Source organism: Arthrobacter sp. Y3221160 (assembly GCF_059092585.1).
The window spans coordinates 143,683-164,099 of sequence record NZ_JBNHHU010000002.1 but is presented as its reverse complement, the minus strand read 5'-3'; the positions used below and the strand labels follow the sequence as shown (position 1 = coordinate 164,099).

The 20,417-nt window shown below is 66.5% G+C and carries 20 protein-coding genes and 1 riboswitch; of the genes, 16 read left to right on the top strand and 4 right to left on the bottom strand.

Annotation, left to right across the window (positions count from 1 at the left end; genetic code table 11):
* Positions 1-2: 2 nt before the first annotated feature.
* The 8 genes from AC5RWG_RS13805 (at position 3) to AC5RWG_RS13770 (ending at position 7,630) form a co-directional block, all read left to right on the top strand.
* Positions 3-452 carry a hypothetical protein gene (locus AC5RWG_RS13805; RefSeq protein WP_494167166.1) on the top strand — a complete coding sequence of 150 codons (450 nt, stop codon included), beginning with the start codon at positions 3-5 and terminating at the stop codon, positions 450-452.
* Positions 440-1,510, top strand: a complete 1,071-nt coding sequence (locus tag AC5RWG_RS13800) for a succinylglutamate desuccinylase/aspartoacylase family protein (RefSeq protein WP_494167165.1) — start codon at positions 440-442, stop codon at positions 1,508-1,510. Before AC5RWG_RS13805 ends, AC5RWG_RS13800 begins: the two co-directional genes overlap by 13 nt.
* 66 nt (positions 1,511-1,576) lie before the next feature.
* Positions 1,577-2,524: an ABC transporter substrate-binding protein gene (locus tag AC5RWG_RS13795; RefSeq protein WP_494139642.1), complete on the top strand. Its 948-nt coding sequence runs from the start codon at positions 1,577-1,579 to the stop codon at positions 2,522-2,524.
* An 18-nt stretch (positions 2,525-2,542) separates the two neighbouring features.
* Positions 2,543-3,481: an amino acid ABC transporter permease gene (locus tag AC5RWG_RS13790; RefSeq protein ID WP_494139641.1), complete on the top strand. Its 939-nt coding sequence runs from the start codon at positions 2,543-2,545 to the stop codon at positions 3,479-3,481.
* Positions 3,478-4,275, top strand: a complete 798-nt coding sequence (locus tag AC5RWG_RS13785) for an amino acid ABC transporter ATP-binding protein (RefSeq protein ID WP_494139640.1) — start codon at positions 3,478-3,480, stop codon at positions 4,273-4,275. Before AC5RWG_RS13790 ends, AC5RWG_RS13785 begins: the two co-directional genes overlap by 4 nt.
* Before the next feature lie 8 nt (positions 4,276-4,283).
* Complete coding sequence (locus AC5RWG_RS13780) at positions 4,284-5,252, top strand: PDR/VanB family oxidoreductase (protein WP_494167164.1); 969 nt, start codon at positions 4,284-4,286, stop codon at positions 5,250-5,252.
* 122 nt (positions 5,253-5,374) lie between these two features.
* On the top strand, positions 5,375-6,643 hold the full coding sequence (locus tag AC5RWG_RS13775) for a M20 family metallo-hydrolase (protein ID WP_494139638.1): 1,269 nt from the start codon (positions 5,375-5,377) through the stop codon (positions 6,641-6,643).
* 207 nt (positions 6,644-6,850) lie between these two features.
* Complete coding sequence (locus tag AC5RWG_RS13770; protein WP_494139637.1) at positions 6,851-7,630, top strand: CPBP family intramembrane glutamic endopeptidase; 780 nt, start codon at positions 6,851-6,853, stop codon at positions 7,628-7,630.
* A gap of 84 nt (positions 7,631-7,714) precedes the next feature.
* Here the strand turns inward: AC5RWG_RS13770 and AC5RWG_RS13765 are convergent, their stop codons facing one another.
* Positions 7,715-8,356, bottom strand: a complete 642-nt coding sequence (locus AC5RWG_RS13765) for a VOC family protein (protein ID WP_494002488.1) — start codon at positions 8,354-8,356, stop codon at positions 7,715-7,717.
* Positions 8,357-8,583: 227 nt separating this feature from the next.
* Positions 8,584-8,698, top strand: a riboswitch (SAM riboswitch).
* A gap of 67 nt (positions 8,699-8,765) precedes the next feature.
* Here AC5RWG_RS13765 and AC5RWG_RS13760 point away from each other — a divergent pair.
* Positions 8,766-10,091, top strand: a complete 1,326-nt coding sequence (locus tag AC5RWG_RS13760; protein ID WP_494014236.1) for a bifunctional o-acetylhomoserine/o-acetylserine sulfhydrylase — start codon at positions 8,766-8,768, stop codon at positions 10,089-10,091.
* A gap of 80 nt (positions 10,092-10,171) precedes the next feature.
* Positions 10,172-11,242: a homoserine O-acetyltransferase MetX gene (gene metX, locus AC5RWG_RS13755; protein WP_494139719.1), complete on the top strand. Its 1,071-nt coding sequence runs from the start codon at positions 10,172-10,174 to the stop codon at positions 11,240-11,242.
* 95 nt (positions 11,243-11,337) lie between these two features.
* On the opposite strand, the gene AC5RWG_RS13750 is transcribed toward metX, so the two are convergent.
* Positions 11,338-12,504: a winged helix DNA-binding domain-containing protein gene (locus AC5RWG_RS13750; protein WP_494139636.1), complete on the bottom strand. Its 1,167-nt coding sequence runs from the start codon at positions 12,502-12,504 to the stop codon at positions 11,338-11,340.
* 12 nt (positions 12,505-12,516) lie between these two features.
* Entirely contained in the window at positions 12,517-13,359 is an 843-nt protein-coding gene (locus AC5RWG_RS13745; protein WP_494139635.1) for an SGNH/GDSL hydrolase family protein, read from the bottom strand.
* Between the two features lie 152 nt (positions 13,360-13,511).
* Between AC5RWG_RS13745 and AC5RWG_RS13740 the strand changes: the two genes are divergently transcribed.
* Positions 13,512-14,576, top strand: coding sequence for an alpha/beta fold hydrolase (locus AC5RWG_RS13740; protein ID WP_494167163.1), 1,065 nt, complete (start codon positions 13,512-13,514; stop codon positions 14,574-14,576).
* Between the two features lie 148 nt (positions 14,577-14,724).
* Entirely contained in the window at positions 14,725-15,375 is a 651-nt protein-coding gene (locus tag AC5RWG_RS13735) for an alpha/beta hydrolase (protein WP_494167162.1), read from the top strand.
* An 18-nt stretch (positions 15,376-15,393) separates the two neighbouring features.
* Here the strand turns inward: AC5RWG_RS13735 and AC5RWG_RS13730 are convergent, their stop codons facing one another.
* On the bottom strand, positions 15,394-15,621 hold the full coding sequence (locus tag AC5RWG_RS13730) for an RNA-binding S4 domain-containing protein (protein WP_494002482.1): 228 nt from the start codon (positions 15,619-15,621) through the stop codon (positions 15,394-15,396).
* Between the two features lie 185 nt (positions 15,622-15,806).
* Between AC5RWG_RS13730 and AC5RWG_RS13725 the strand changes: the two genes are divergently transcribed.
* The 4 genes from AC5RWG_RS13725 to AC5RWG_RS13710 all read left to right on the top strand — a co-directional run bounded on the left by AC5RWG_RS13725 (position 15,807) and on the right by AC5RWG_RS13710 (position 20,332).
* Positions 15,807-17,195, top strand: coding sequence for a glycine--tRNA ligase (locus AC5RWG_RS13725; protein ID WP_494014230.1), 1,389 nt, complete (start codon positions 15,807-15,809; stop codon positions 17,193-17,195).
* An 83-nt stretch (positions 17,196-17,278) separates the two neighbouring features.
* The gene (locus tag AC5RWG_RS13720) at positions 17,279-18,187 is read left to right on the top strand and encodes a GNAT family N-acetyltransferase (RefSeq protein ID WP_494002480.1); all 909 of its coding nucleotides are present in this window, start codon (positions 17,279-17,281) and stop codon (positions 18,185-18,187) included.
* Positions 18,188-18,190: 3 nt separating this feature from the next.
* A complete protein-coding gene (locus AC5RWG_RS13715) occupies positions 18,191-19,594 on the top strand; it encodes a YibE/F family protein (protein WP_494167161.1) in 1,404 nt (467 codons plus the stop codon).
* 69 nt (positions 19,595-19,663) lie between these two features.
* Positions 19,664-20,332, top strand: coding sequence for an HAD family hydrolase (locus tag AC5RWG_RS13710; protein WP_494167160.1), 669 nt, complete (start codon positions 19,664-19,666; stop codon positions 20,330-20,332).
* Positions 20,333-20,417: the final 85 nt, after the last annotated feature.

Genomic DNA, 20,417 nt, shown 5'->3' with positions numbered 1-20,417 from the left:
GCATGTGGATGCTGATCAGGGCAAACGCCCTCGGTGCGGAGACCTCGGCGGACTCGGGAGCCAAGATCCTGGCGGCATGCCCGGATTCCGCGGAGCGCGGCGACCCGTGGCGCTGGACGGTGGAACTGGATGAATCCGGCCCCGAGCCCGCCGTCGCACTTGAAGCCGATGAGAACTACATCGCTTCCGACAGCCGGCGCTACACCGGCAACTACACCGGCACCCTGCAGCGCGGGCCCGGCGAGCAACTGCTGGTGACCGGACTGGCCGGCGAGGCGCTCGTCGCCGCGCAGGGCGGCCCCTGGCAGCGCTGGCTGCGCGCCGGTGACACCTTCATTGTTGAAGGCGAGGACGGCGAGGAGATCCGGCTTTCACTGGCCGGGGGCGCATCCGCGGTCCAGGTCATCACCCTCGCCCCGCGGAAGGCCAAGGTGCTGCGGTGGGTCCCCTGACCGCCGGTGGCAGCGTCGACGCTGCCCGGCGCATCACGGATCATGCCCTGCATGGGATCGAGCTTGGCAGGCCCGGCAAGCAGTTGGGTTTTGCCGGTCTGTCGCATTCAGACAACGTCCATGACAACGGGCTGATCCCGGTTCCCCTGGCAGTGATTTCTTCGGGGCCGGGACCGACGGCGCTGCTGGTCGCCGGCACGCATGGCGATGAGTATGAAGGCCAAGTCGTGTTGCATGAACTGATCCGTTCTTTGGAGCCCGAGGACGTGACCGGGACGGTGATCATCGTGCCGGCGGCGAACGCCCCGGCAGTGCGTGCCGGTACAAGGGTGTCGCCGATCGATGGGGGGAACCTCAACCGTAGTTACCCGGGCGGGCGGCGCGGGGGACCCACCGACCAAGTTGCCGACCTGATCGCAGGGACGCTGCTGCCGCTAGCCGACGTTGTGATCGACCTGCATTCGGGCGGATCCAATTCCACGTACCTGCCAAGCATGTTTTTGTACCGGGGCCCGGACGAGCAGGCGTGGGCGCGGAAAGTGGCCGCGGCTCGGGCGATGGGATTGCCCTATGCGATAGCCGTGCCACCCCGGCTTGAACCTGGTTCGCTCAGTTCCGCCGGCGACGACGCAGGTGCACTGACGCTTTCCACCGAACTCGGCGGGGGAGGCACGATACATCCGGGCGTCTTGGCGGGCGGGCGGCGCGGCGTACGCTCGCTGCTGGCCCACATGGGAATCATGCCGGCACAGTACGACACCGTCCTGCAACCGGCAGCCGCGGAAGCAGCCGAACCCGTCTGGCTGGAGTTGGTGCCCGATTCCCCAGTGATGGCCACCACTGCCGGGCTATTCGAACCCCTGGTGGAACTGGGCCACCGGGTCCGGGCCGGTGACCCGGTTGCACGGGTCCATGCCATCGATGACCTGCAGCGGCCGCCGCAAACCTACACCGCCCCGGTGAACGGCATGGTGGCCATCCTGCGCAGGCCCGCACTCGTCTCGCTCGGCAACTACATGCTGCACGTAGCACCCGAAATTGAAGCACCGAGGCACTGACCGTCTCCTGGTCAGTGCGGATATCCAAAACCGGACAACGCTGTCCGGACTTCGAAAGGAAAATCCATGCGTCATTCACGTCAACGCGCCCCCCGATCAACCGTCCTCGCCGGTTCAGTCCTGCTGGCCCTGTCACTGGCTGCCTGCACCAACGCGTCCCAGGCCGTGCCGGAACCTGCAGGTTCCGCTGCTCCGGGCGGCTCCAATGCTTCCTCGGAGGCTGTGGCCCTCAACGAGGCGGCCAGAGACTTGCTGCCGGAGGAGATCCGGGCCGCCGGAACCCTGCGCGTTGCCTCCGACCCGACCTACGCGCCGTTCGAGTACTACGACACGGATAACAAGACCATGATCGGCTACGACGTCGACTTCTCGGACGCCATCGGTGCTGCCCTGGGCTTGGAGATTGAACACGTGCCCGCGACCTTCGACACCATCCTGCCGGGCCTGGCCTCCGGAAAGTACGACATGGCCATGTCGACCTTCTCCATCACCCCGGAACGCGAGAAAATTGTTGACTTCGTGCCGTACCTCAACGGGGGCTCTGGCGTCGCCGTCCTTCCCGGGAACCCCCAGAAGATCTCGATGGATCCCATGAGCATGTGCGGCAAGAAGATCGCCGGCCAAAAGGGATCGATCCAATCCATGGAGTACCTGCCCGAATTCTCCAAGGAATGCACGGCAGCGGGCAAGGAACCCATCACTATTCAGAACTTTCCCGGGCAGACGGACGCCAACCTTGCCCTGACTTCCGGTCGCGTAGACGCTGTGGTCGCAGACAGCGTTTCCTTGGCCTACCAGGCAAAGGAAGCCGGGGATAAATTCGAGTTGGCCGCCGGCGAGGACTACGACCCGATCCCCACCGGCATCGCCCTTGCCAAGGACGGCGGGCTGCAGGAAGCGGTTACTGAGGCCACCCGAGGCATTCTGGACAGCGATTACTACGAGGAAATGCGCGCCAAATGGGCCCTCCCGGAGTCGGTTCTGATCACCTCCGAAGCCCTCGACAAGAAGTAGCGGAGAGGAAGCATCCGCATGACTGCCGTGACTACCCGAAACGAGCAAGTAGCCCCTGCCGGCGATGGTTACACCGTCGTCAAGGCAAAGCATCCCGGTCGGTGGCTGTCCGCAGCCGTCATCATAGTGATCGCCGGGCTGCTTTTACGATCCGTGATGACGAACCCCAACTTCGGATGGGACGTCGTGGGCCTGTACCTGCGCGACGTGTCCATCGGCCGCGGCATCCTCGTCACGCTTGGCCTGACGGCGATCAGCATGGCCATCGGCATCGTGCTCGGGGTCGTCTTCGCAGTCATGCGGCTCTCCGTCAATCCGGTGGTACGTAGTGCCGCGTTTGCGTACGTTAACTTTTTCCGGGGCACGCCGGTGCTGGTGCAGCTGCTGTTTTGGTTCAACCTGGCTGCGCTGTACCCGGTTATCACCCTCGGCATTCCGGGCATTGAACTGGACGCAAACCAGTTGATCACTCCCATGACGGCAGCGATCCTCGGTCTTGGCCTGAACCAAGGTGCCTACATGTCCGAGATTGTCCGGGCGGGCATACTGTCCGTTGACCACGGGCAGACAGAGGCAGCCGAGGCCCTGGGTATCACCCGCATGCAGACCATGCGGCGGGTGGTGCTGCCCCAGGCAATGCGCGTCATCATCCCTCCCACCGGCAACGAAACCATCGGCATGCTCAAGACCACGGCGTTGGTCAGCGTGATCTCGGTGCCGGAGCTCTTGTACTCGGCGCAGATTATTTACGCGCGGACCTTCGAGACCGTCCCGCTGCTGATCGTCGCAAGCCTCTGGTACCTGTTGATTACCTCGGTCCTGACCATCGGCCAGTACTACCTGGAGCGGCGATTTGCCCGCGGCAACCAGCGGAACCTGCCGCCGACGCCGCTGCAGCAGTTGAAGCGGTTTTTCGCCACCCATGACGCGCTCTCCTTGAAAGGCGGCAAGAAATGACGGTTACCCACGGCGTTGAACCGATGGTGAGGGCCAACGCGATCTGCAAGAACTTCGGTTCCAATCAGGTATTGAAGGGCATTGATTTGGAAGTGCAGCCGGGGGAAGTGGTCTGCCTGATCGGCCCCTCGGGATCCGGCAAGAGCACGTTCCTGCGCTGCATCAACCATTTGGAAACAGTCGACGGCGGCCGCATGTGGGTGAATGGCAAGATCGTGGGTTACGACCTTAAAGGCAGCAAGCTGTACGAACAGAGCCACAACGACATTTGCAGCAGCCGTACCGAAGTGGGAATGGTCTTCCAGCAGTTCAACTTGTTCCCGCACATGACGGTGTTGGAGAACCTGATCGAAGCACCACGGCTTGTCCGAAAGGAAAAGAAAGCCACGGCCGTGGCCCGGGCGATGGGACTGTTGGAAAAAGTAGGTCTGGCGGAAAAAGCCGAGGCTTACCCGAGGCAGCTCTCCGGCGGCCAGCAACAGCGGGTGGCCATTGCGCGCGCCCTGTGCATGGAGCCACGGCTGATGCTCTTTGACGAGCCGACCTCGGCCCTTGACCCGGAGTTGGTGGGTGAGGTCCTGAAGGTGATGAAGGACCTGGCCAACTCCGGCATGACGATGGTCGTGGTGACGCACGAGATGCACTTTGCCCGGGACGTCGCGGACCGGGTGGTGTTTATGGCGGACGGCTACGTAGTGGAGCAGGGGCCGGCCCGCGAGGTGATAACCAACCCGAAGAACGATCGCACCAAGGCCTTCCTGGCCTCTGTTCTCGCCGAACCGGCAGCAGCCTGATACCCACCGTGAGGGCAATCATGAATGAAGATTTTTTTGACGTCGAAGTTCGCTCAATCCGGCAGGAGTCCAACTGTGTAGTCTCCCTGCAGTTGGAACATCCGCTGGGCGAGGATCTGCCGGAGTGGGACGCCGGCTCACATGTGGACGTCCTCCTTCCCAACGGCCTCTTGCGCCAATACTCGCTCTGCTCTGAGCGGACGAACCGTGCTGCCTGGCGGCTGGGCATACTCCGCGAACCCGACGGGCGCGGCGGCTCGGCCTACGTGCACGACATGCTGAGGCCGGGAACCAAAATTCAGGTCCGGGGACCGCGCAACAATTTCGTCCTGGCACCTGCCGGCAGCTATGCCTTCATCGCCGGCGGCATTGGCATTACCCCCATCCTGCCGATGATCCGCGAGGCCGCCGCCCTCGGAGTCCCATGGCGTCTGCTCTATCTGGGGCGGAGCCGCTCGTCGATGGCGTTTCTCGATGAGATCCAGTCGCTTGGGGGAGACATCCATATCCACGCGGATGACGAAAGCGGCTTCTACCCGTTGGCAGAACTGTTGGGGGACCTACCCTCGGAAACACACGTTTACGCCTGCGGTCCCGGGCCATTGCTAAATGTCATCCAGACGATTGCCGACGGGTGGGAAGTCCCTGCGCGTTTTCATTGTGAGCGCTTCACCGCCACCGGCGATAACTTACGTATGCCGGTGGGCGGCAATTCGGCGTTCATCGTTGAACTGGCCGATGGGACGGAGGTCCCGGTGGGCTCGGATGAGACCATCCTGCAGGCCCTTGAGTCGGTCGGGATCACCCCTTTGAGCTCCTGCCGGGAGGGAATCTGCGGCACCTGCGAAACTCCTGTGCTGGGCGGCGAAATCGACCATCGTGACTCGCTGCTCTCCGACGACGAACGCGAGTCCGGAGACACCATGATGATCTGCGTCTCCCGGTGCAAGGGCAAGCGTCTGCTGCTGGATTTGTAGGCGAGCGCCTTGCAGCCGAAGGCACCACAGCCCTTCATCTCACACCAGGCCCTTCCCCCAGCCGGTGAACAGACGGCAGCCTTAAGGGTGAGTGCGTAAAACGCCGCCTTAGGAGTAGAAACATGCAGGATGCGGCATCGCTGGAGCCGGTCCAGGAACGTCTATGGGCCGATCTGATAGATCTCTCACAACTACGAGAATCCGACTCACCTGGGTGGAGCCGCCCGGTCTTCAGCGATCCTTATTCGGCGTCCCGCATCTGGGTACAATCCCGCATGCGGGACGCCGGCCTCGAAGTCACTGTTGACCCTGCAGGAAACATCGTCGGCCGACTCCGAGGGCGCTATTCCGGCCCGCCGCTAGTCACCGGGTCACACACCGACACCGTGGTAGGAGGCGGACGATTCGACGGGATCGTCGGAGTGCTTGGAGGCATAGAAGCTGCGCGCCGCTTCCGCGAGACTTCCACGATGCTCAATCATGATCTGCTGGTCGTCGACTTTCTGGGTGAAGAAGCGAACCCCTACGGTGGATACTGCCTCGGTAGCCGTGCGGCAGCTGGCGCGATGAGGACGGAGGATCTGAACCGTACAGACTCAGTTGGCAACAGACTGGGCGACGCGGTGGCACGCTTCGGCGTGGATCCAAACGGCATGCTTGCACGCTCGTGGGCGCAAAACGAACTACACGGGTACCTCGAACTGCATGTGGAGCAAGGCCCGATCCTTGAGCAGAAGGGAATCGATGTAGGAATTGTTACCTCAATCGTTGGCGTTCACACGCTGCTCGCCACCTTTCTCGGCAGATCGGATCATGCCGGCACTCGTAACATGGATGACCGGCGGGATGCATTGGTCGCTGCAGCCAAGGCCGTCCTGGCCGTCGAACGGGAGGCCTGTGAAGCACCTGTCCATGCGGTCGCGACCAGCGGCAACCTGCTCGTTGAAGCAGGTTCTGGAAACGTGATTCCGGGTCGAACAACGCTGATGGCAGAATTCCGCAGCGACAATCAGATCTGGCTCTCTGGTGTGCGGAGAAGGGTAGCCGATCAAATCCTTCGGCAGAGCGCCGAAAGCGGAGTGGAAGCACTCCTTGACTGGGCGGCGGAAACTCCTGTCGTACCGGCTAACGCATCAGTACAGAACGTGACGGCATCAGCACTCGATGGCCTCGGGCTCCCCTGGATGCCCATGCCGAGTGGCGCCGGTCACGACGCTGCGCACCTGGCAGCCCGCTGCCCTGCTGGAATGATCTTCATCCCATCTCACAACGGCCGAAGCCATTGCCCGGAAGAGTGGACAGACGCCGTGCACATCAGTAGAGGAGTGCATGTGCTGGCAGCCAGCCTTCTAAAAATGGATCGGACGGAAACCTTGAAACCTGATTTCTAGCCGCGCGATTCCTGGCGGTCATTACACTACTGGCACCTAGCCGGTTTCTAATGGACTCCCGTCTTGGGTGGCGAGATCGATCACCGCGACCCGCTGCTCTCCGACGATGAACGCGAGGCCGGAGACCCCATGAGGATCTGCGTCTCCCTCTGAAAGCACTCCACGCCTTGTATCTGCGCCCGCGGTTCTCTTGGGAAGATGGGGGCTATGGACAAGCAGAAGGTCGCCACCGCGAGCACGCCGCGCACGGTCAAGTACTACCGGGCGGAAGTGCTCATCGTCCTGGGACTCTCGCTCGGGCAGTCGGCGGTCTATGCCGTGGTGAACCTGCTGGAAAAAATGACCCGCGCTCCGCTGGCCTCGCAGACGACCACGCTGAACCCGGTGCTGAACGAGCGGGAGCTCTTCGATTTCGTGTACCAAATGCTCGGCATCGTCTTTGCGCTGGTGCCGGTGGCCTTGGTGCTGTTTTTGATGACCGTTCCCGGACGGTCGGCCTTCCGGGCGATCGGGTTCACGTTTTCCCGGCCCCGGCTGGACTTCGGCTTGGGCTTCCTGCTCGCGCTGGTGATCGGTGTCGGGACGCTGGGCGTTTATGCCGCCGGCCGGGCCCTGGGTATCACCACCGCCATTGTCCCGGCGGCCCTGGACGAATACTGGTGGACGGTTCCGGTGTTGATCCTGTCCGCGCTGCGGCATGCGGTCCTCGAAGAGGTGGTCATGGTGGGCTATCTCTTCAACCGCTTCGCGAGGTTCGGCTGGGGCATTTGGTCCGCGATCTTCGTCAGCGCCGCCCTGCGCGGGACCTACCACCTCTACCAGGGCATCGGGCCGGGCATCGGGAACTTCCTCATGGGTTTGGTCTTCGGCTACGCCTATACAAAGGCCAAGCGGGTGATGCCGCTGGTGGTGGCGCACGCGCTGCTGGATATTGCCGGTTTCGTCGGCTACACACTGCTGGGGCCGGCCATCGGCATCGGCACGTGAAACCGGCCGGGCAGCGCAGCGGCGCCCGGCCTTGCGATCAGGGCGCCGCTGCGGCGATCGACGACGTCGATCCTCTCGAAAGACTTACAGTTCGACGATTCCGTTGGCGGTTTCGAAGCGGACGGACAGGATGCCCGGCGTACCGTTCGGTGCCGTCCAGGCGACCTTGACGTCGTCCAGCAGGCCGTCGACCGGCGTGCCTAGCCAGTCCGCCACCCGCTCGGAAGAGCCGGCGATGGTCAGGCCGATCAGCTTGACCGTGGCGGGGCGGGCGTTGGACGGGTGCAGCGGTTCGGTGCCGTCATCCCAGCGCAACATGTAGGGCACCTGCGGGTCGGCGATGAGGCCCTTGATCCCGATCTGCTGCCAGCTCAGTTCCTGCCCATCCGGGAACTTGCGGTTGCCGGGAACCGCGTGGCGGCCCAGCCGTTCTTCGAACGGGGTCAGGTCGTCGACCGCCACGCACCAGCCCATCCAACCGCCGCCGGCTTCCGACCGCGCCCGCACTGCCTGGCCAAAGGGGGCCTTGTCGGAAGCGGGGTGGTCGAGCACCTCCACGACCTCCAGGTAGTGGTGGTCGGTGAGGGGGAAGATCATATTGCGGGTGCCGAAGCGGGGGTGAACCCCGCCCTTGACGGCGTCGATGCCCAGGGCTTTGGAGATCCGCTCTGAGGTGGCAGCCAGACCGTCGGGTTCAGCGGCATAAGAAACATGGTCGAAGCGCATGGCATTATCTTGGCACTTTGTGAACCCGCTCTCGACTTAGGGTGACCTAAGTCACTCAATTTGCGGCTCGTGGTGAACGCGCCGTTCCGGACAGCAAATCCGCCTCCCCGGCACGCGCCGGCAACAGTGACGAAGCGGACGGTCGGACAGGCGGTCCGGAGACCGGTGCCCAGTCATAAGGTGTCATATTGTTGCGGCCGCCGGCTTGTCTGCGGAGACTGGAGGCAGGTCATGAGTGCCAGCGCAAAACCCCGGTTTGCTGGCCGGCAACCCTCCAACCGCGGTGGGGTGCCCCGGGTGAAGACCAGGCAGCCGCCATAAGGCGGTGCGCAAGCGCGGGTCACACCCGGGACAGACATGCCGGCACGGCCGGATCCCGGATGGCCCCTTCCAGTGAAGGAGTTGCACCATGTCCAACGCCGATTGGTCCTTTGAAACCCGTCAGATCCACGCAGGGCAGGAGCCGGACGCCGCCACGGGCGCCCGCGCACTGCCGATCTACCAGACCACGTCGTTCGTGTTCCCCAGCGCGCAGAGCGCGGCCGACCGGTTCGCCCTGTCCGAACTGGCACCCATCTACACCAGGATCGGCAACCCCACCCAGGAAGCGGTCGAGACCCGGATCGCCAACCTGGAGGGCGGCGTCGGCGCCCTGCTGCTTGCTTCGGGCCAGGCCGCGTCGACGTTCTCCATCCTCAACCTGGCCGAGGCCGGCGACCACATCGTGGCCAGCCCCAGCCTGTACGGCGGCACCTACAACCTGCTGCGCACCACGCTGCCCAAGTTCGGCATCGAGGTCACCTTCGTCGAGGATCCGGACAACCTGCAGCAGTGGCGCGATGCCGTCAAGCCGAACACCAAGGCGTTCTTCGGCGAGGTCGTCTCCAACCCGCGCCAGGACGTGCTGGACCTGGAGTCGGTCAGCGCCATCGCCCACGAAAACGGCGTGCCGCTGATCGTTGACAACACCTTGTCCACCCCGTACCTGATCCGCCCGATCGAGTGGGGGGCCGACATCGTGCTCCACTCGGCCACCAAGTACCTCGGCGGCCACGGTACGGCGATCGGCGGCGTGATCGTCGACGCCGGCACGTTCGATTTCGCCGCCGACCCCGAAAAGTTCCCGGGGTTCAACACGCCGGACGACACGTACAACGGGCTGGTCTTCGCCCGCGACCTCGGCGTCAACGGCGCTCTGGGCGCCAACCTGGCCTACATCCTCAAGGCCCGGGTGCAGTTGCTGCGCGACCTGGGGTCCGCCATCTCGCCGTTCAATGCCTTCCTGATTGCCCAAGGGCTGGAGACGCTGAGCCTGCGCGTGGAGCGGCATGTGGCCAACGCTCAGAGGGTGGCCGAATTCCTGGAAGAGCACGACGACGTTGCCTCCGTCGCGTACCTCGGCCTGCCCTCCAGCCCCTGGTATGAGCGCGGCCGCAAGTACGGCCCGAAGGGGACCGGCGCCATCGTCGCGTTCGAAATCAAGGGCGGCATCGAGGCCGGCAAGCGCTTCGTGGACGGCCTTGAACTGCACTCGCACGTGGCCAACCTGGGCGATGTGCGCTCGCTGGTGATCCACCCGGCGTCGACCACCCACGCCCAGCTCTCGGCCGCGGAGCGGGTCGCGGCCGGGGTAACCGACGGGCTGGTCCGCCTGTCGGTGGGCATCGAGAACGTCAACGACATCATCGCCGACCTGGAGGCCGGTTTCCGCGCCGCCAAGGGTGCGGACGACTAGGCAAGCAGGTAGAGCGCAGCGTGACGATAGTGCAACCGCAGGAACTGGTGGAACAGGCGACCGACGGCATCCTGCGCCGGATGCCGGTTGGTGCGCTGGAGTTGGAAGCCGGCGGCTATCTGCCCGAGGTGGTCCTCGGCTTTGAAACCTGGGGCACCTTGAATGCGGACGCGTCCAACGCCGTCCTGATTCAGCATGCCCTGACCGGCAGCACGCACGTCGCACGCGGCTGCTCGGACGAGGACGGTTGGTGGGACGATCTGGTGGGCCCCGGTGCCACGATCGACACGGAGCGCTATTTCGTCGTGGCCGCCAACATGATTGGCGGCTGCTACGGCTCCACCGGTCCCTCGTCGCCGGCTCCGGACGGGACGCCGTGGGGTTCACGCTTCCCGTTCGTCACGATCCGCGATTCGGTCCGGGCCGAGGCGCGGCTGGCCGACGCGCTGGGGATCCGGCGCTGGCACACGGTGCTCGGCGGGTCGATGGGTGGCGCCCGCGCGCTTGAATGGGCGGCTACGTTCCCGGAGCGCACGGCCCGGTGCGCCGTCCTGGCGTGCGGCGCCGCGAGCACCGCCGAACAGATTGCCTTCGCGCAGGCGCAGGTCGCGGCCATCCGGCTGGACCCGTACTTCTCCGGCGGCGACTATTACGGGGGCCCCGCTCCCGAGGCTGGACTGGGTATCGCCCGGCGGATCGCGCACATCAACTACCGCTCGGAGCCGGAGCTGGAGTACAGGTTCGGCCGCAAGGCGCAGGCGGAGGAGCAGCCGTTCGGCGGCATTACGCCGTCCGCCCGTGGCCGCTATGCCGTGGAAAGCTACCTCGACTACCAGGCGGACAAGCTCGTCGCGCGCTTCGACGCCAACAGCTACATACTGCTCACCGAGGCCCTCATCAGCCACGACGTTGCCCGGGGCCGGGGCTCGCTGGAGCAGTCGCTGGGCGGCCTCACCGACACGCAGTTCTTCGTCGCCGCGGTGGATTCCGACCGCCTGTACTTCCCGGAACAGTCGCGGCAGCTGGCCGAGGCGCTGCCCGGGGCGGTCAAGGTCCACACCATCGAGACGCCGCTGGGCCACGACGGTTTCCTCACCGACATCCACCAGCTGCACGAGGCCCTCACCGAGGCGTTCTTCGCGCCCGCCTGACTTTTCGGCCCGCGTGACAGCGGCCTCGGTACGACGTCGGTGCGCGCCCTCCGCGCCGATTGCCACCGCCGCGCCCGATCGGGGGGAGCGGAGCGTCAGGTCAGTTCGAGCGATACCGGCCGCCGCAGGAAGGCCGCGTACCGTTCCACCGCGTCGTCCACGGCCTGCCGCTCCGGCTCGGTGAAGAACCGCAGCGGCTTGAGCCGCAGCTCGGCGGAGCCGGGCCGGAGGACGTGTCTCCAGTTGCCGGCCATCCGTCCGTCCAACAGCAGCACGTGGATCGGCACGTCGCCGCCCGGCGCCGCCGGCGCGCTGCCGCCCAGATAGCCGCGGGTTTTGGTGTAACCCATGACGTATTCGTCGTAACACTGGATCAGGTCCGCCCGCGGGTGTCCGTCGCCCGCCGCGGCTGCGGCGCCGCCGATCGTCCCGGCGGCGGGGGAGTACCAGAGCTGTTGCCCCTCGGTTTCGAACAGTTCCAGTCCGTCTCGGCCCCCGGCTTCGAGGCCGCGCTTGACGTCCGCCTGAGGCAGTTTGGACCAGTCGGAACAGTCCTTCAAGGTCGCCGGTCCGCGGCTGGTGAAGTACCGCCCGGTCAGTTGGGCCAGCGCCGCGTCGCGGTCGAAGTCCGCGGCCAGCGGCGGTACCCGCTCGTCGAAGGCCGCATACGTTTGCTGCACGGCGCCCGACCTGGCCGTCCGCGGAGGCCCGTTCACCAGCACCCGATCCATTTCCGCATGGAACACCAGGTGCCCCAGCCGCTGCCCGCGCAGCGTCGCTCCGTTCAGCCTCGCGCCGTCGTCCTTCAGCAGCGCCGCCTGGGCGAGCCGGGCGGCGAGCTCGTCCCTGGTGAGGTGCCGGCCTCCGGCGACGGCCGCGGCCAGCACGTCATTGCTGCGCGCCACCGTTGCCTCATCCAGTCCCAGCTGCCGGTCCCGGCCCTTGTTCCCTGCCTTGAGGCGGGGGCCGGAGAGCAGCATCAGCCAGCGTAGGTCCCCAGCCGCCACAAAGTGCCAGGTGGGCCGCAGGACATGCGTGCGCAGGATGCGTCCGCCGGCGATCGCCGCATCCACCTCCGCAGCGTTGTCCCGTGCCGGTCCGCCGCAGCGCTGGGCCAGCGACCAGCGGGCATAGGCATATTCCTGGGACTGGAAGGCGAGCAGCCAGCGCAGGGCGGCGGCGGCGTCGTCCCGGGGGCTGTCCCACAGCCGCTGTGCCCGCAGCCGGTGACGGCGGATCTCCTGGGGACTCGGCTGCTGCACCGGCTGCTCCTGTTACCCGGCCGCGCCGGGAGGCATGCCCGGACCGAAGAAGGGGTCGGCGGCCGGCCGCTTGGGCAGGATCCCGTCGCCCGAGGACTGGTGGCGGACCCGGCGCAGGACCCACGGGACCAGGTGCTGGCGGGCCCATACCAGGTCCTCGGTGCGGGCGGTGCGCCAGTTCTTGGGTGGCAACGGTTTGGGCGTCTCGGGCTGCAGCGAATGCTCCACGTTGAGGGCGTCCAGCACCATGGCCGCGATGGTGTGGTGCCCCAGCGGGGAGAAATGCAGCCTGTCAGGTGCCCACATCTGCGGTGCCTTCAGCTGGCGCAGCGCCCACATGTCGGCCACGACGGCGTTATGGCGTGCCGCCACCGTGCGCAGGTTCTCGTTGTAGATGGCCGCCTTGCCGCGGACACTGCCGATGACGGGCGTATCGCCGATGTCGGGCGCGGTAAACAGGACGATGGTGGCTTGCGACGCTGCCAGCCGGGTGACGGCGCGGTCGAACTTCTCGGCCAGGGCGTCCGGGTCGCCGCCCGGCCGGATCACATCATTGCCGCCCGCGCAGATCGAAATGAGGTCCGGCTGCAGGGCCAGGGCCGGTTCGACCTGTTCATCGATGATTTGCTGCAGCAGGCGGCCGCGGATCGCGAGGTTCGCGTAGGCGAAGTCATGGTGGCCGCGGGCGAGTTCCTCGGCCACGCGGTCGGCCCATCCGCGGTGTCCGCCCGGGCTCCCGGGGTCCGGGTCGCCGATGCCTTCGGTGAACGAGTCACCCAGGGCAACGTAACGGCTCCAGGGATGGCGGGCCGCGGCGATGGGCGCTTGTGTTTCGGAAAGGGACAAGTTACTCACAAGTACATTCTCCCAAGAAGGCGCGGGGATGCACAGGCGGTGGGAACCAATAGCTGAATCACCTTTCAGAAAGTGATGGTCAGCGCTCGGTTTACCGACTACTGTGTGCTTGACGCGGCCAACGGCGGCCGCCTCGACCTCGAGGAGCAGGGATGGAATTGCTGGCGGGAATCGTGGCGCGGCGTGTGCCGACGGAGCGGCTGACGGTGAACATCCTCGAGCGCGACGGCGACCGGCCCGACGGCACGCCGGTGGTCCTGGTGCATGGGAATGTTTCCTCCGCGCTGTTCTGGCAGGAGGCGATGCAGGCGCTGCCGGCCGACTACCGCGTGCTCGCCGTGGACCTGCGGGGTTTCGGCCCGACGGACCCGGCGCCGGTGGACGCCGGCCGCGGGCTGCGTGACTTTTCGGACGATCTTCATGCCACGCTGGAAACCCTGCAACTGGCGCCCGCGCACCTGGTGGGGTGGAGCATGGGCGGTGGCGTGGTGATGCAATACGCGCTGGAGCATCCGGTCCGTAGCCTCACGCTTCAGGCTCCGGTCTCGCCGTACGGCTTCGGCGGGACGGCTGGACCGGAGGGGCGCAGGCTCACCGCGGACGACGCCGGCACCGGCGGCGGGGGCGCCAACCCCGACTTCGTGGCGCGGTTGGAAGCCAGGGACACCAGCGGCGACGCGCCTGCCTCGCCGCTGTCGGTGTACCGCTCGACCTATGTGCACGCCGGGTTCCAGTCGCCCTACGAACACATCTGGGTTGAATCGATGCTCAGCACCAAGACCGGCCCCGACAACTATCCGGGCGATTCCGTCCCCTCGCCGAACTGGCCCGGCTTCGCTCCCGGACGCAGGGGGGTGCTGAACACGATGGCGCCGGGGGTCTTCGACGCCAGCGGCATTGTTGACCTGGCGGACAAGCCGGACATCCTCTGGATCCACGGCGACAGCGACGCAATTGTCTCCGATGCTTCCTTCTTCGACCTGAACTGCCTCGGCAAGGCCGGTCTGGTGCCCGGCTGGCCGGGGGAGGAGGCGGCCCCGCCGCAGCCGATGGTCGCGCAGACCCGGGCGGTGCTGGAAAAGTATGAGGCCAACGGCGGGCGCTTCACCGAGGTGCTGCTCGACAACTGCGGACATTCGCCGCACGTGGAGTATCCGGAACGGTTCGTCGCCGAGCTGACGGCGCACGTCGAAGCAAGCGGTTCGTCGCCGAGCTGACGGCGCCCGTCGAACGGAGCGGCGGGGCCGGCCAGCCCGCGGGCGGCACCCTCCCGGGCACCGGCTCGGGTGCCCGGGCCCTGGGAGATCCGACACCTTAGAAGCTTTAACTTTCAAGCAATGGGCTCTTTGTGCCATCATGGAACCCATGACTGAAACTGCTTATCAGCCCGTCGTTGCCTGGTCCAAACCCGAACAGGAGCGGGCGGGGACGCCCCTGCTGGTGCTCTTCCACGGCTACGGATCCCACGAGCAGGACCTGATGGGCCTGGTGCCCGGACTGCCGGAGGAATTCACCGTGGCGGCGGTGCGCGCGCCGGTGGCGATGGGACCCGGCTTCACCTGGTTCCCCCTGATGCACGAGCCGGACTTTTCCGTGGGCAAGGTCACGAAGGCCGTCAGCGACGTGGTGTCCTGGCTGGACGGAGTTAAGGACCAGCACAGCAGCGTTTCGGTGCTGGGTTTTTCCATGGGCATGGCGGTGGCCACCTCGGTGCTGCGGCACCGCCCGGAGGAAATCGCCGCGGTGGTCGGCCTGTCCGGCTTCGCCGTGCCCGCCGGGGGCAACGATTTCTTCCGCGACGATGCGGTCAAGGCGATCAGGCCCCCGCTCTTCTGGGGCCGGGACCAGGCGGACCAGGTCATCACCCCGGACAAGATCGAGTTCACCCACGCCTGGACGAACGAGCATGTGGACCTGACCAAGGTCCTCTACCCCGGCATCGGCCACGGAATCAACGCCCAGGAACTGGCGCATGTGAAGGAGTTCCTGACCTACAAGGTGCTGCAGGGGAAGTAGCAAACGGCTGCGTGCGGGTCAGCCGCGGCTGACCCGCACCGTTTGGCCGTTGCAGCTGACCGTATCGCCGGCGTGCAATTGCCGGCCGCGGCGCGTTTCGATGTCACCGTTGACCTGGACGAGTCCGTTCTCGACGAACTCCTTGGCCTGGATCCCGTCGTCGGCGAGGTTGGCCAGCTTCAGCAGCTGGCCGAGCCGGATCATCTCGTCGCGGATCGGCACGTCATGGATATCGTCGGAAGCCATGGAACCATCATGCCTGATGCCTGTCGATGCATCCGCGCGGTTCGGGTTCGGGTTCCCGTTTTCGGTAGGCTAACGTTGTAGCTTCGCTATGCGCCGATCCGTGCCTGCAGCAGCCGGGCGGATCTGTGCCATGACAACCCTCGGACCGCACCCAGCGGCCCTGGAGAGATACGGAGAACCACCTCATGGCAGCAGCCAAATCAGCCCTCGATTCGATTATTTCGCTGGCCAAGCGCCGCGGCTTCGTGTTCCAGGCTGGTGAAATTTACGGTGGATCCCGCTCCGCATGGGATTACGGGCCGCTCGGCGTCGAGCTGAAGGAAAACATCAAGCGCCAGTGGTGGCAGACGATGGTCCGCGGCCGCGACGACGTGGTCGGACTGGATTCGTCGGTCATCCTGCCGCGCCAGGTCTGGGAAGCGTCCGGCCACGTGGACGTCTTTTCCGACCCGCTGGTGGAGTGCCTGAACTGCCACAAGCGCTACCGCGCCGACCACCTCGAAGAAGAGTACGAGGAGAAAAAGGGCCGCGCCCCGGAAAACGGGCTGAAGGACATCGCCTGCGTCAACTGCGGCACCAAGGGCGAGTGGACCGAACCCCAGGAATTCTCCGGCCTGTTGAAGACCTTCCTGGGCCCGGTCGCCCAGGAAGAAGGCATGCACTACCTGCGCCCGGAGACCGCGCAGGGCATCTTCGTGAACTTCAACAATGTCCTGACCACCTCGCGGAAGAAGCCGCCGTTCGGCATCGGCCAGATCGGCAAGAGCTTCCGCAACGAGATCACCCCGGGCAACTTCATCTTCCGCACCCGCGAGTTCGAGCAGATGGAAATGGAATTCTTCGTGGAGCCCGGGACGGACGAAGAGTGGCACCGGTACTGGATCGACGCCCGGCTGCAGTGGTACGTGGACCTGGGCATCAAACGCGACAACCTCCGCCTCTTCGAGCACCCGCTGGACAAGCTGAGCCATTACTCCAAGGGCACCACCGACGTCGAATACCGCTTCGGCTTCCAGGGCTCGGAATGGGGCGAGCTGGAAGGCATCGCCAACCGGACGGACTTTGACCTGTCCACCCACTCCAAGCACTCCGGCACCGACCTGAGCTACTTCAACCAGGCCACCAACGAGCGCTACACCCCGTACGTGATCGAGCCGGCCGCCGGGCTCACGAGGTCCTTCATGGCCTTTTTGGTGGACGCGTATACCGAGGACGAGGCACCGAACGCCAAGGGCGGCGTGGACAAGCGCACGGTGCTGCGGCTGGACCCGCGGTTGGCCCCGGTCAAGGCCGCCGTGCTGCCGCTGTCCCGCAACGAGGACCTCTCGCCCAAGGCCAAGGAGCTGGGGGAGGCGCTGCGCAAGAACTGGAACATCGACTTCGACGACGCCGGTGCCATCGGCCGCCGCTACCGCCGGCAGGACGAGATCGGCACGCCGTTCTGCATCACGGTGGACTTCGACACGCTCGAGGACCAGGCGGTGACCATCCGTGAACGTGACTCGATGGCTCAGGAACGGGTCTCCCTGGACAAGGTCGAAGCATATCTGGCAGCCCGCCTGATCGGCGCCTGAACCGGCCGCGGACCGCGCGTCCGCAGCCGCTGCGGCAACCGTCCGGCCGCCCGATCAGGGCAGCCCACCCCTAAAGGAGAACCATGGCCCAGCTGACCTACCGTGACTGGCGCGAGGACGATGACCTGGCCCTGCTGGAGGTCTGGGGCGACCCGGAAACCGGCCAGGCCGGTCACTTCCGTGCCATGCTCCGCCCGTCCGCCGACCAGCCGTGGTCGCGGTGCATCGTTGCCGAAGACCAGGGGATAGCCGTTGCCGCCGGCACCGTGTACGAGACCAGCCTGCATCCGGACCGGCTGTGGGTGTACGTCGAGGTTGCCCGCGACCACCGCGGCGCCGGGGTCGCCCGTGACCTGCTGTCACGGCTTCGCGCCGAGGCCGAGCACGCGCCCTCGGGCGTGCGGAAGCTGCGGGCGAAGGTGGAGCCGGACACCTCCGGCGCCGCCTTCGCCCGGGCCGCCGGCCTGACCCAGATCCAGAGCTCGCGCGTGGTGCTGGTCTCGCCCGGCGCGCTGCCGCTGCCCGACCTCGGGGAAACCGGTCCGCAACTGGAGGAGGCGGCCACCGGGTCGGTGGAACTGACCCGGGCCGTGGCCGACTTCTACAACTCGGTGCACGTGTGGGACCGGGCGGACATGACCGTGGGACGCGCCCAGCAGATGCTGCTCAGCGAGAGCGCGGGGGCCGGCGGCGCGGTGGTGCTGCGCAGCGCCCCCAAGTCCGACGGCGGCACCATCCAGGCTTTCGCCGTCAGCTACACGCACGAGCGCACGGACGCCCCGGCGGACGTGCTGCTGGGATACGACACCGCGCTGCCGGCCGAGGACGCCGAGGCCGCGGTGCGGGCGCTGCTGGCCATGCTGGTGGCGCAGTACCCGGTGCAGCTGGAGGTGGACGACTCGATGACCGCTGTGCTGGCCGTGCTGCAGCCGCTGCTGGACTCCGGTCTCGCGCGCCAGCTGGGTCCGGAAACCTCCATCGTCAGCGACTGACGGATGGGGCACAGCCACAGCCATGGGACTTCCACGCCCGGCGCCGCCGCACTCGCCGCGCGGCGGCGGGCCAACGTGCTCCTGGCGGCCATCCTGCTGCCGGTCACCGTCCTGACCCTGGTGGGCATGATCCTGCTCTGGCCCTCCGGGGACGGAGCCGGAGCCGAGGTCCCCGACCCCTATGCCGCGGCGCCCGGGGTGACCTTCGACGTCGGCACCGTGCAGAGGGTGGAGCTGGAAGACTGCCCCACCTCGCAGGCGGCGGTGGACGCCGGCATGGAAGCACAGGAGTGCCTGGTCGCCTACACCCAGCCCGACGCCGGCGGCTCGCCGCTGCCCGTGGAGATCACGCCGGAGATCGCGGCCTCGCGCGGCGTCGAGGCCGGCGACACCATCCGCTACCTGAATCTCTCCGGCGTCATGGGCGGGCAGGAGGGGGCCTACGTCTTCGTGGACTTCGTGCGCAGCGTCCCCATGGTGCTGCTGGCCGTGCTCTACGCCCTGGTCGTGGTGGCCGTCGCCCGCTGGCGCGGCTTCCGCGCCATGCTGGGGCTGGTGGGCGGTTTCCTGGTCCTGGCGCAGTTCATCCTGCCGGGCCTCATGGAAGGCAAGCCGCCGCTGCTGCTGGCGCTCATCGGCTCGGTGGTCATCATGGTCGGGGTGCTCTACTTCGCCCACGGCTTCTCCGCCCGCACGTCCACCGCGTTGCTGGGCACCCTGTTCGGCCTGGGCGTGACCGCCCTGCTGGCGGCCTGGGCCACCGACGCCGCCTACCTGACCGGCGTGGACGACGACTACACCTACCAGCTGATCAACCTGGGCGGCAGCCTCTCCGTCTCCGGGCTGATCATGTGCGGGTTAATCATCTCCGGACTGGGCGTGCTCAACGACGTCACCATCACCCAGTCGTCGGCGGTGTGGGAAATGTACGAACTGGCTCCCGGTGCCTCTGCCAGGCGCCTGTTCACCGGGGCCATGCGCGTGGGGCGGGACCACATCGCCTCCACCGTCTACACCATTGCCTTCGCCTACGCCGGCGCGTCCCTTCCGGTACTGATCCTGGTGTCGCTGCACGACCGGCCGCTGTTCGCCACGTTGACCAGCGGGGAACTGGCCGAGGAGATTGTGCGCACCCTGGTCGGATCCATCGGCCTGGTCCTGGCCATCCCGATCACCACGTTGATCGCGGTGCTGGTGGTCAAGGCCACCGGCATCCGTGGTCCGGTGGCGGCGGGGGAGCGGTCAGGCCCCCGGCACCTCATGGCCGGAGCCGCCGCCGATCCCGACGCGGGGGTAAGGGGGCCCGGCGGGGCCGCCGCAACCCGCGCGCCCGCCGACGCAGGGGTGCGGGACCCCGGGGCGGAAGCCGCGGCGGGCCACGGCAGGCCCGCCGACCCGAGCGGCTAGACTGCACACATTGGTGCCGTGTCCGGGCCGGTGCCGAAAGAACCATCGCCGTCGTCGGGAGGAGTGTTTATGAAGGGCGTGCTGTTTGACGTGGACGGGACGCTGGTGGATTCGAACTACCTGCACGTGCTGGCCTGGTGGCAGGCCTTCCGGCAGGCGGGTCTCGACGTCCCGATGGCGGCCATCCACCGTTGCGTGGGAATGGGCGGCGGCAGGCTTATCGCGCAGCTGCTCGACGAGGACCGCGACCAGTCCCGGGACGAGGACCTCAAGGCCGCCCATGGAACCGTCTTCTCCACCTTTTGGCCGGCCCTGCGCCGCTTCGACGGTGCCCGCGAGCTGGTGCGCCGGTCCGCCGAGGAGGGATTGGCCGTCGTGCTGGCCTCATCCGCCGAGGGAACGGAGCTGGAAGTGCTGCGCCGCGTGATCGACGCCGACGGGTCCATCACCGCCGCCACCAGCTCCGCGGACGCGGAGAACAGCAAACCGGCGTCGGACATCCTGCAGGCGGCCCTGGACGCGGCGGGCCTGCAGCCCGCAGACACCGTTTTCGTGGGCGATGCCGTGTGGGATGTCCAGGCGGCCGGAGACCTCGGGATTCCGTGCATCGGCCTCGAATGCGGCGGGACCCCCGCTGCGACACTGCTCCACGCCGGTGCGGCAGAGGTGTACCGGGACCCGCAGGACCTGCTCGAACACTTCACGGACAGCGCCCTCGGCGGCCTGCTGCGCAACTGACGCAGGCCACCGGGCGCAACGAACAGAAAGCGCCCGGGGCCTGCCCCCATAAGGTGAAGAACTCGTTCAGATCTTATAGGTGACG

Coding starts and splice junctions, on each gene's coding strand:
- AC5RWG_RS13805 (WP_494167166.1), top strand. CDS start 3: ATGTGGATGCTGATCAGGGCAAACGCCCTCGGTGCGGAGACCTCGGCG.
- AC5RWG_RS13795 (WP_494139642.1), top strand. CDS start 1,577: ATGCGTCATTCACGTCAACGCGCCCCCCGATCAACCGTCCTCGCCGGT.
- AC5RWG_RS13790 (WP_494139641.1), top strand. CDS start 2,543: ATGACTGCCGTGACTACCCGAAACGAGCAAGTAGCCCCTGCCGGCGAT.
- AC5RWG_RS13785 (WP_494139640.1), top strand. CDS start 3,478: ATGACGGTTACCCACGGCGTTGAACCGATGGTGAGGGCCAACGCGATC.
- AC5RWG_RS13775 (WP_494139638.1), top strand. CDS start 5,375: ATGCAGGATGCGGCATCGCTGGAGCCGGTCCAGGAACGTCTATGGGCC.
- AC5RWG_RS13770 (WP_494139637.1), top strand. CDS start 6,851: ATGGACAAGCAGAAGGTCGCCACCGCGAGCACGCCGCGCACGGTCAAG.
- AC5RWG_RS13765 (WP_494002488.1), bottom strand. CDS start 8,356: ATGCGCTTCGACCATGTTTCTTATGCCGCTGAACCCGACGGTCTGGCT.
- AC5RWG_RS13760 (WP_494014236.1), top strand. CDS start 8,766: ATGTCCAACGCCGATTGGTCCTTTGAAACCCGTCAGATCCACGCAGGG.
- metX (WP_494139719.1), top strand. CDS start 10,172: ATGCCGGTTGGTGCGCTGGAGTTGGAAGCCGGCGGCTATCTGCCCGAG.
- AC5RWG_RS13740 (WP_494167163.1), top strand. CDS start 13,512: ATGGAATTGCTGGCGGGAATCGTGGCGCGGCGTGTGCCGACGGAGCGG.
- AC5RWG_RS13735 (WP_494167162.1), top strand. CDS start 14,725: ATGACTGAAACTGCTTATCAGCCCGTCGTTGCCTGGTCCAAACCCGAA.
- AC5RWG_RS13730 (WP_494002482.1), bottom strand. CDS start 15,621: ATGGCTTCCGACGATATCCATGACGTGCCGATCCGCGACGAGATGATC.
- AC5RWG_RS13725 (WP_494014230.1), top strand. CDS start 15,807: ATGGCAGCAGCCAAATCAGCCCTCGATTCGATTATTTCGCTGGCCAAG.
- AC5RWG_RS13720 (WP_494002480.1), top strand. CDS start 17,279: ATGGCCCAGCTGACCTACCGTGACTGGCGCGAGGACGATGACCTGGCC.
- AC5RWG_RS13715 (WP_494167161.1), top strand. CDS start 18,191: ATGGGGCACAGCCACAGCCATGGGACTTCCACGCCCGGCGCCGCCGCA.
- AC5RWG_RS13710 (WP_494167160.1), top strand. CDS start 19,664: ATGAAGGGCGTGCTGTTTGACGTGGACGGGACGCTGGTGGATTCGAAC.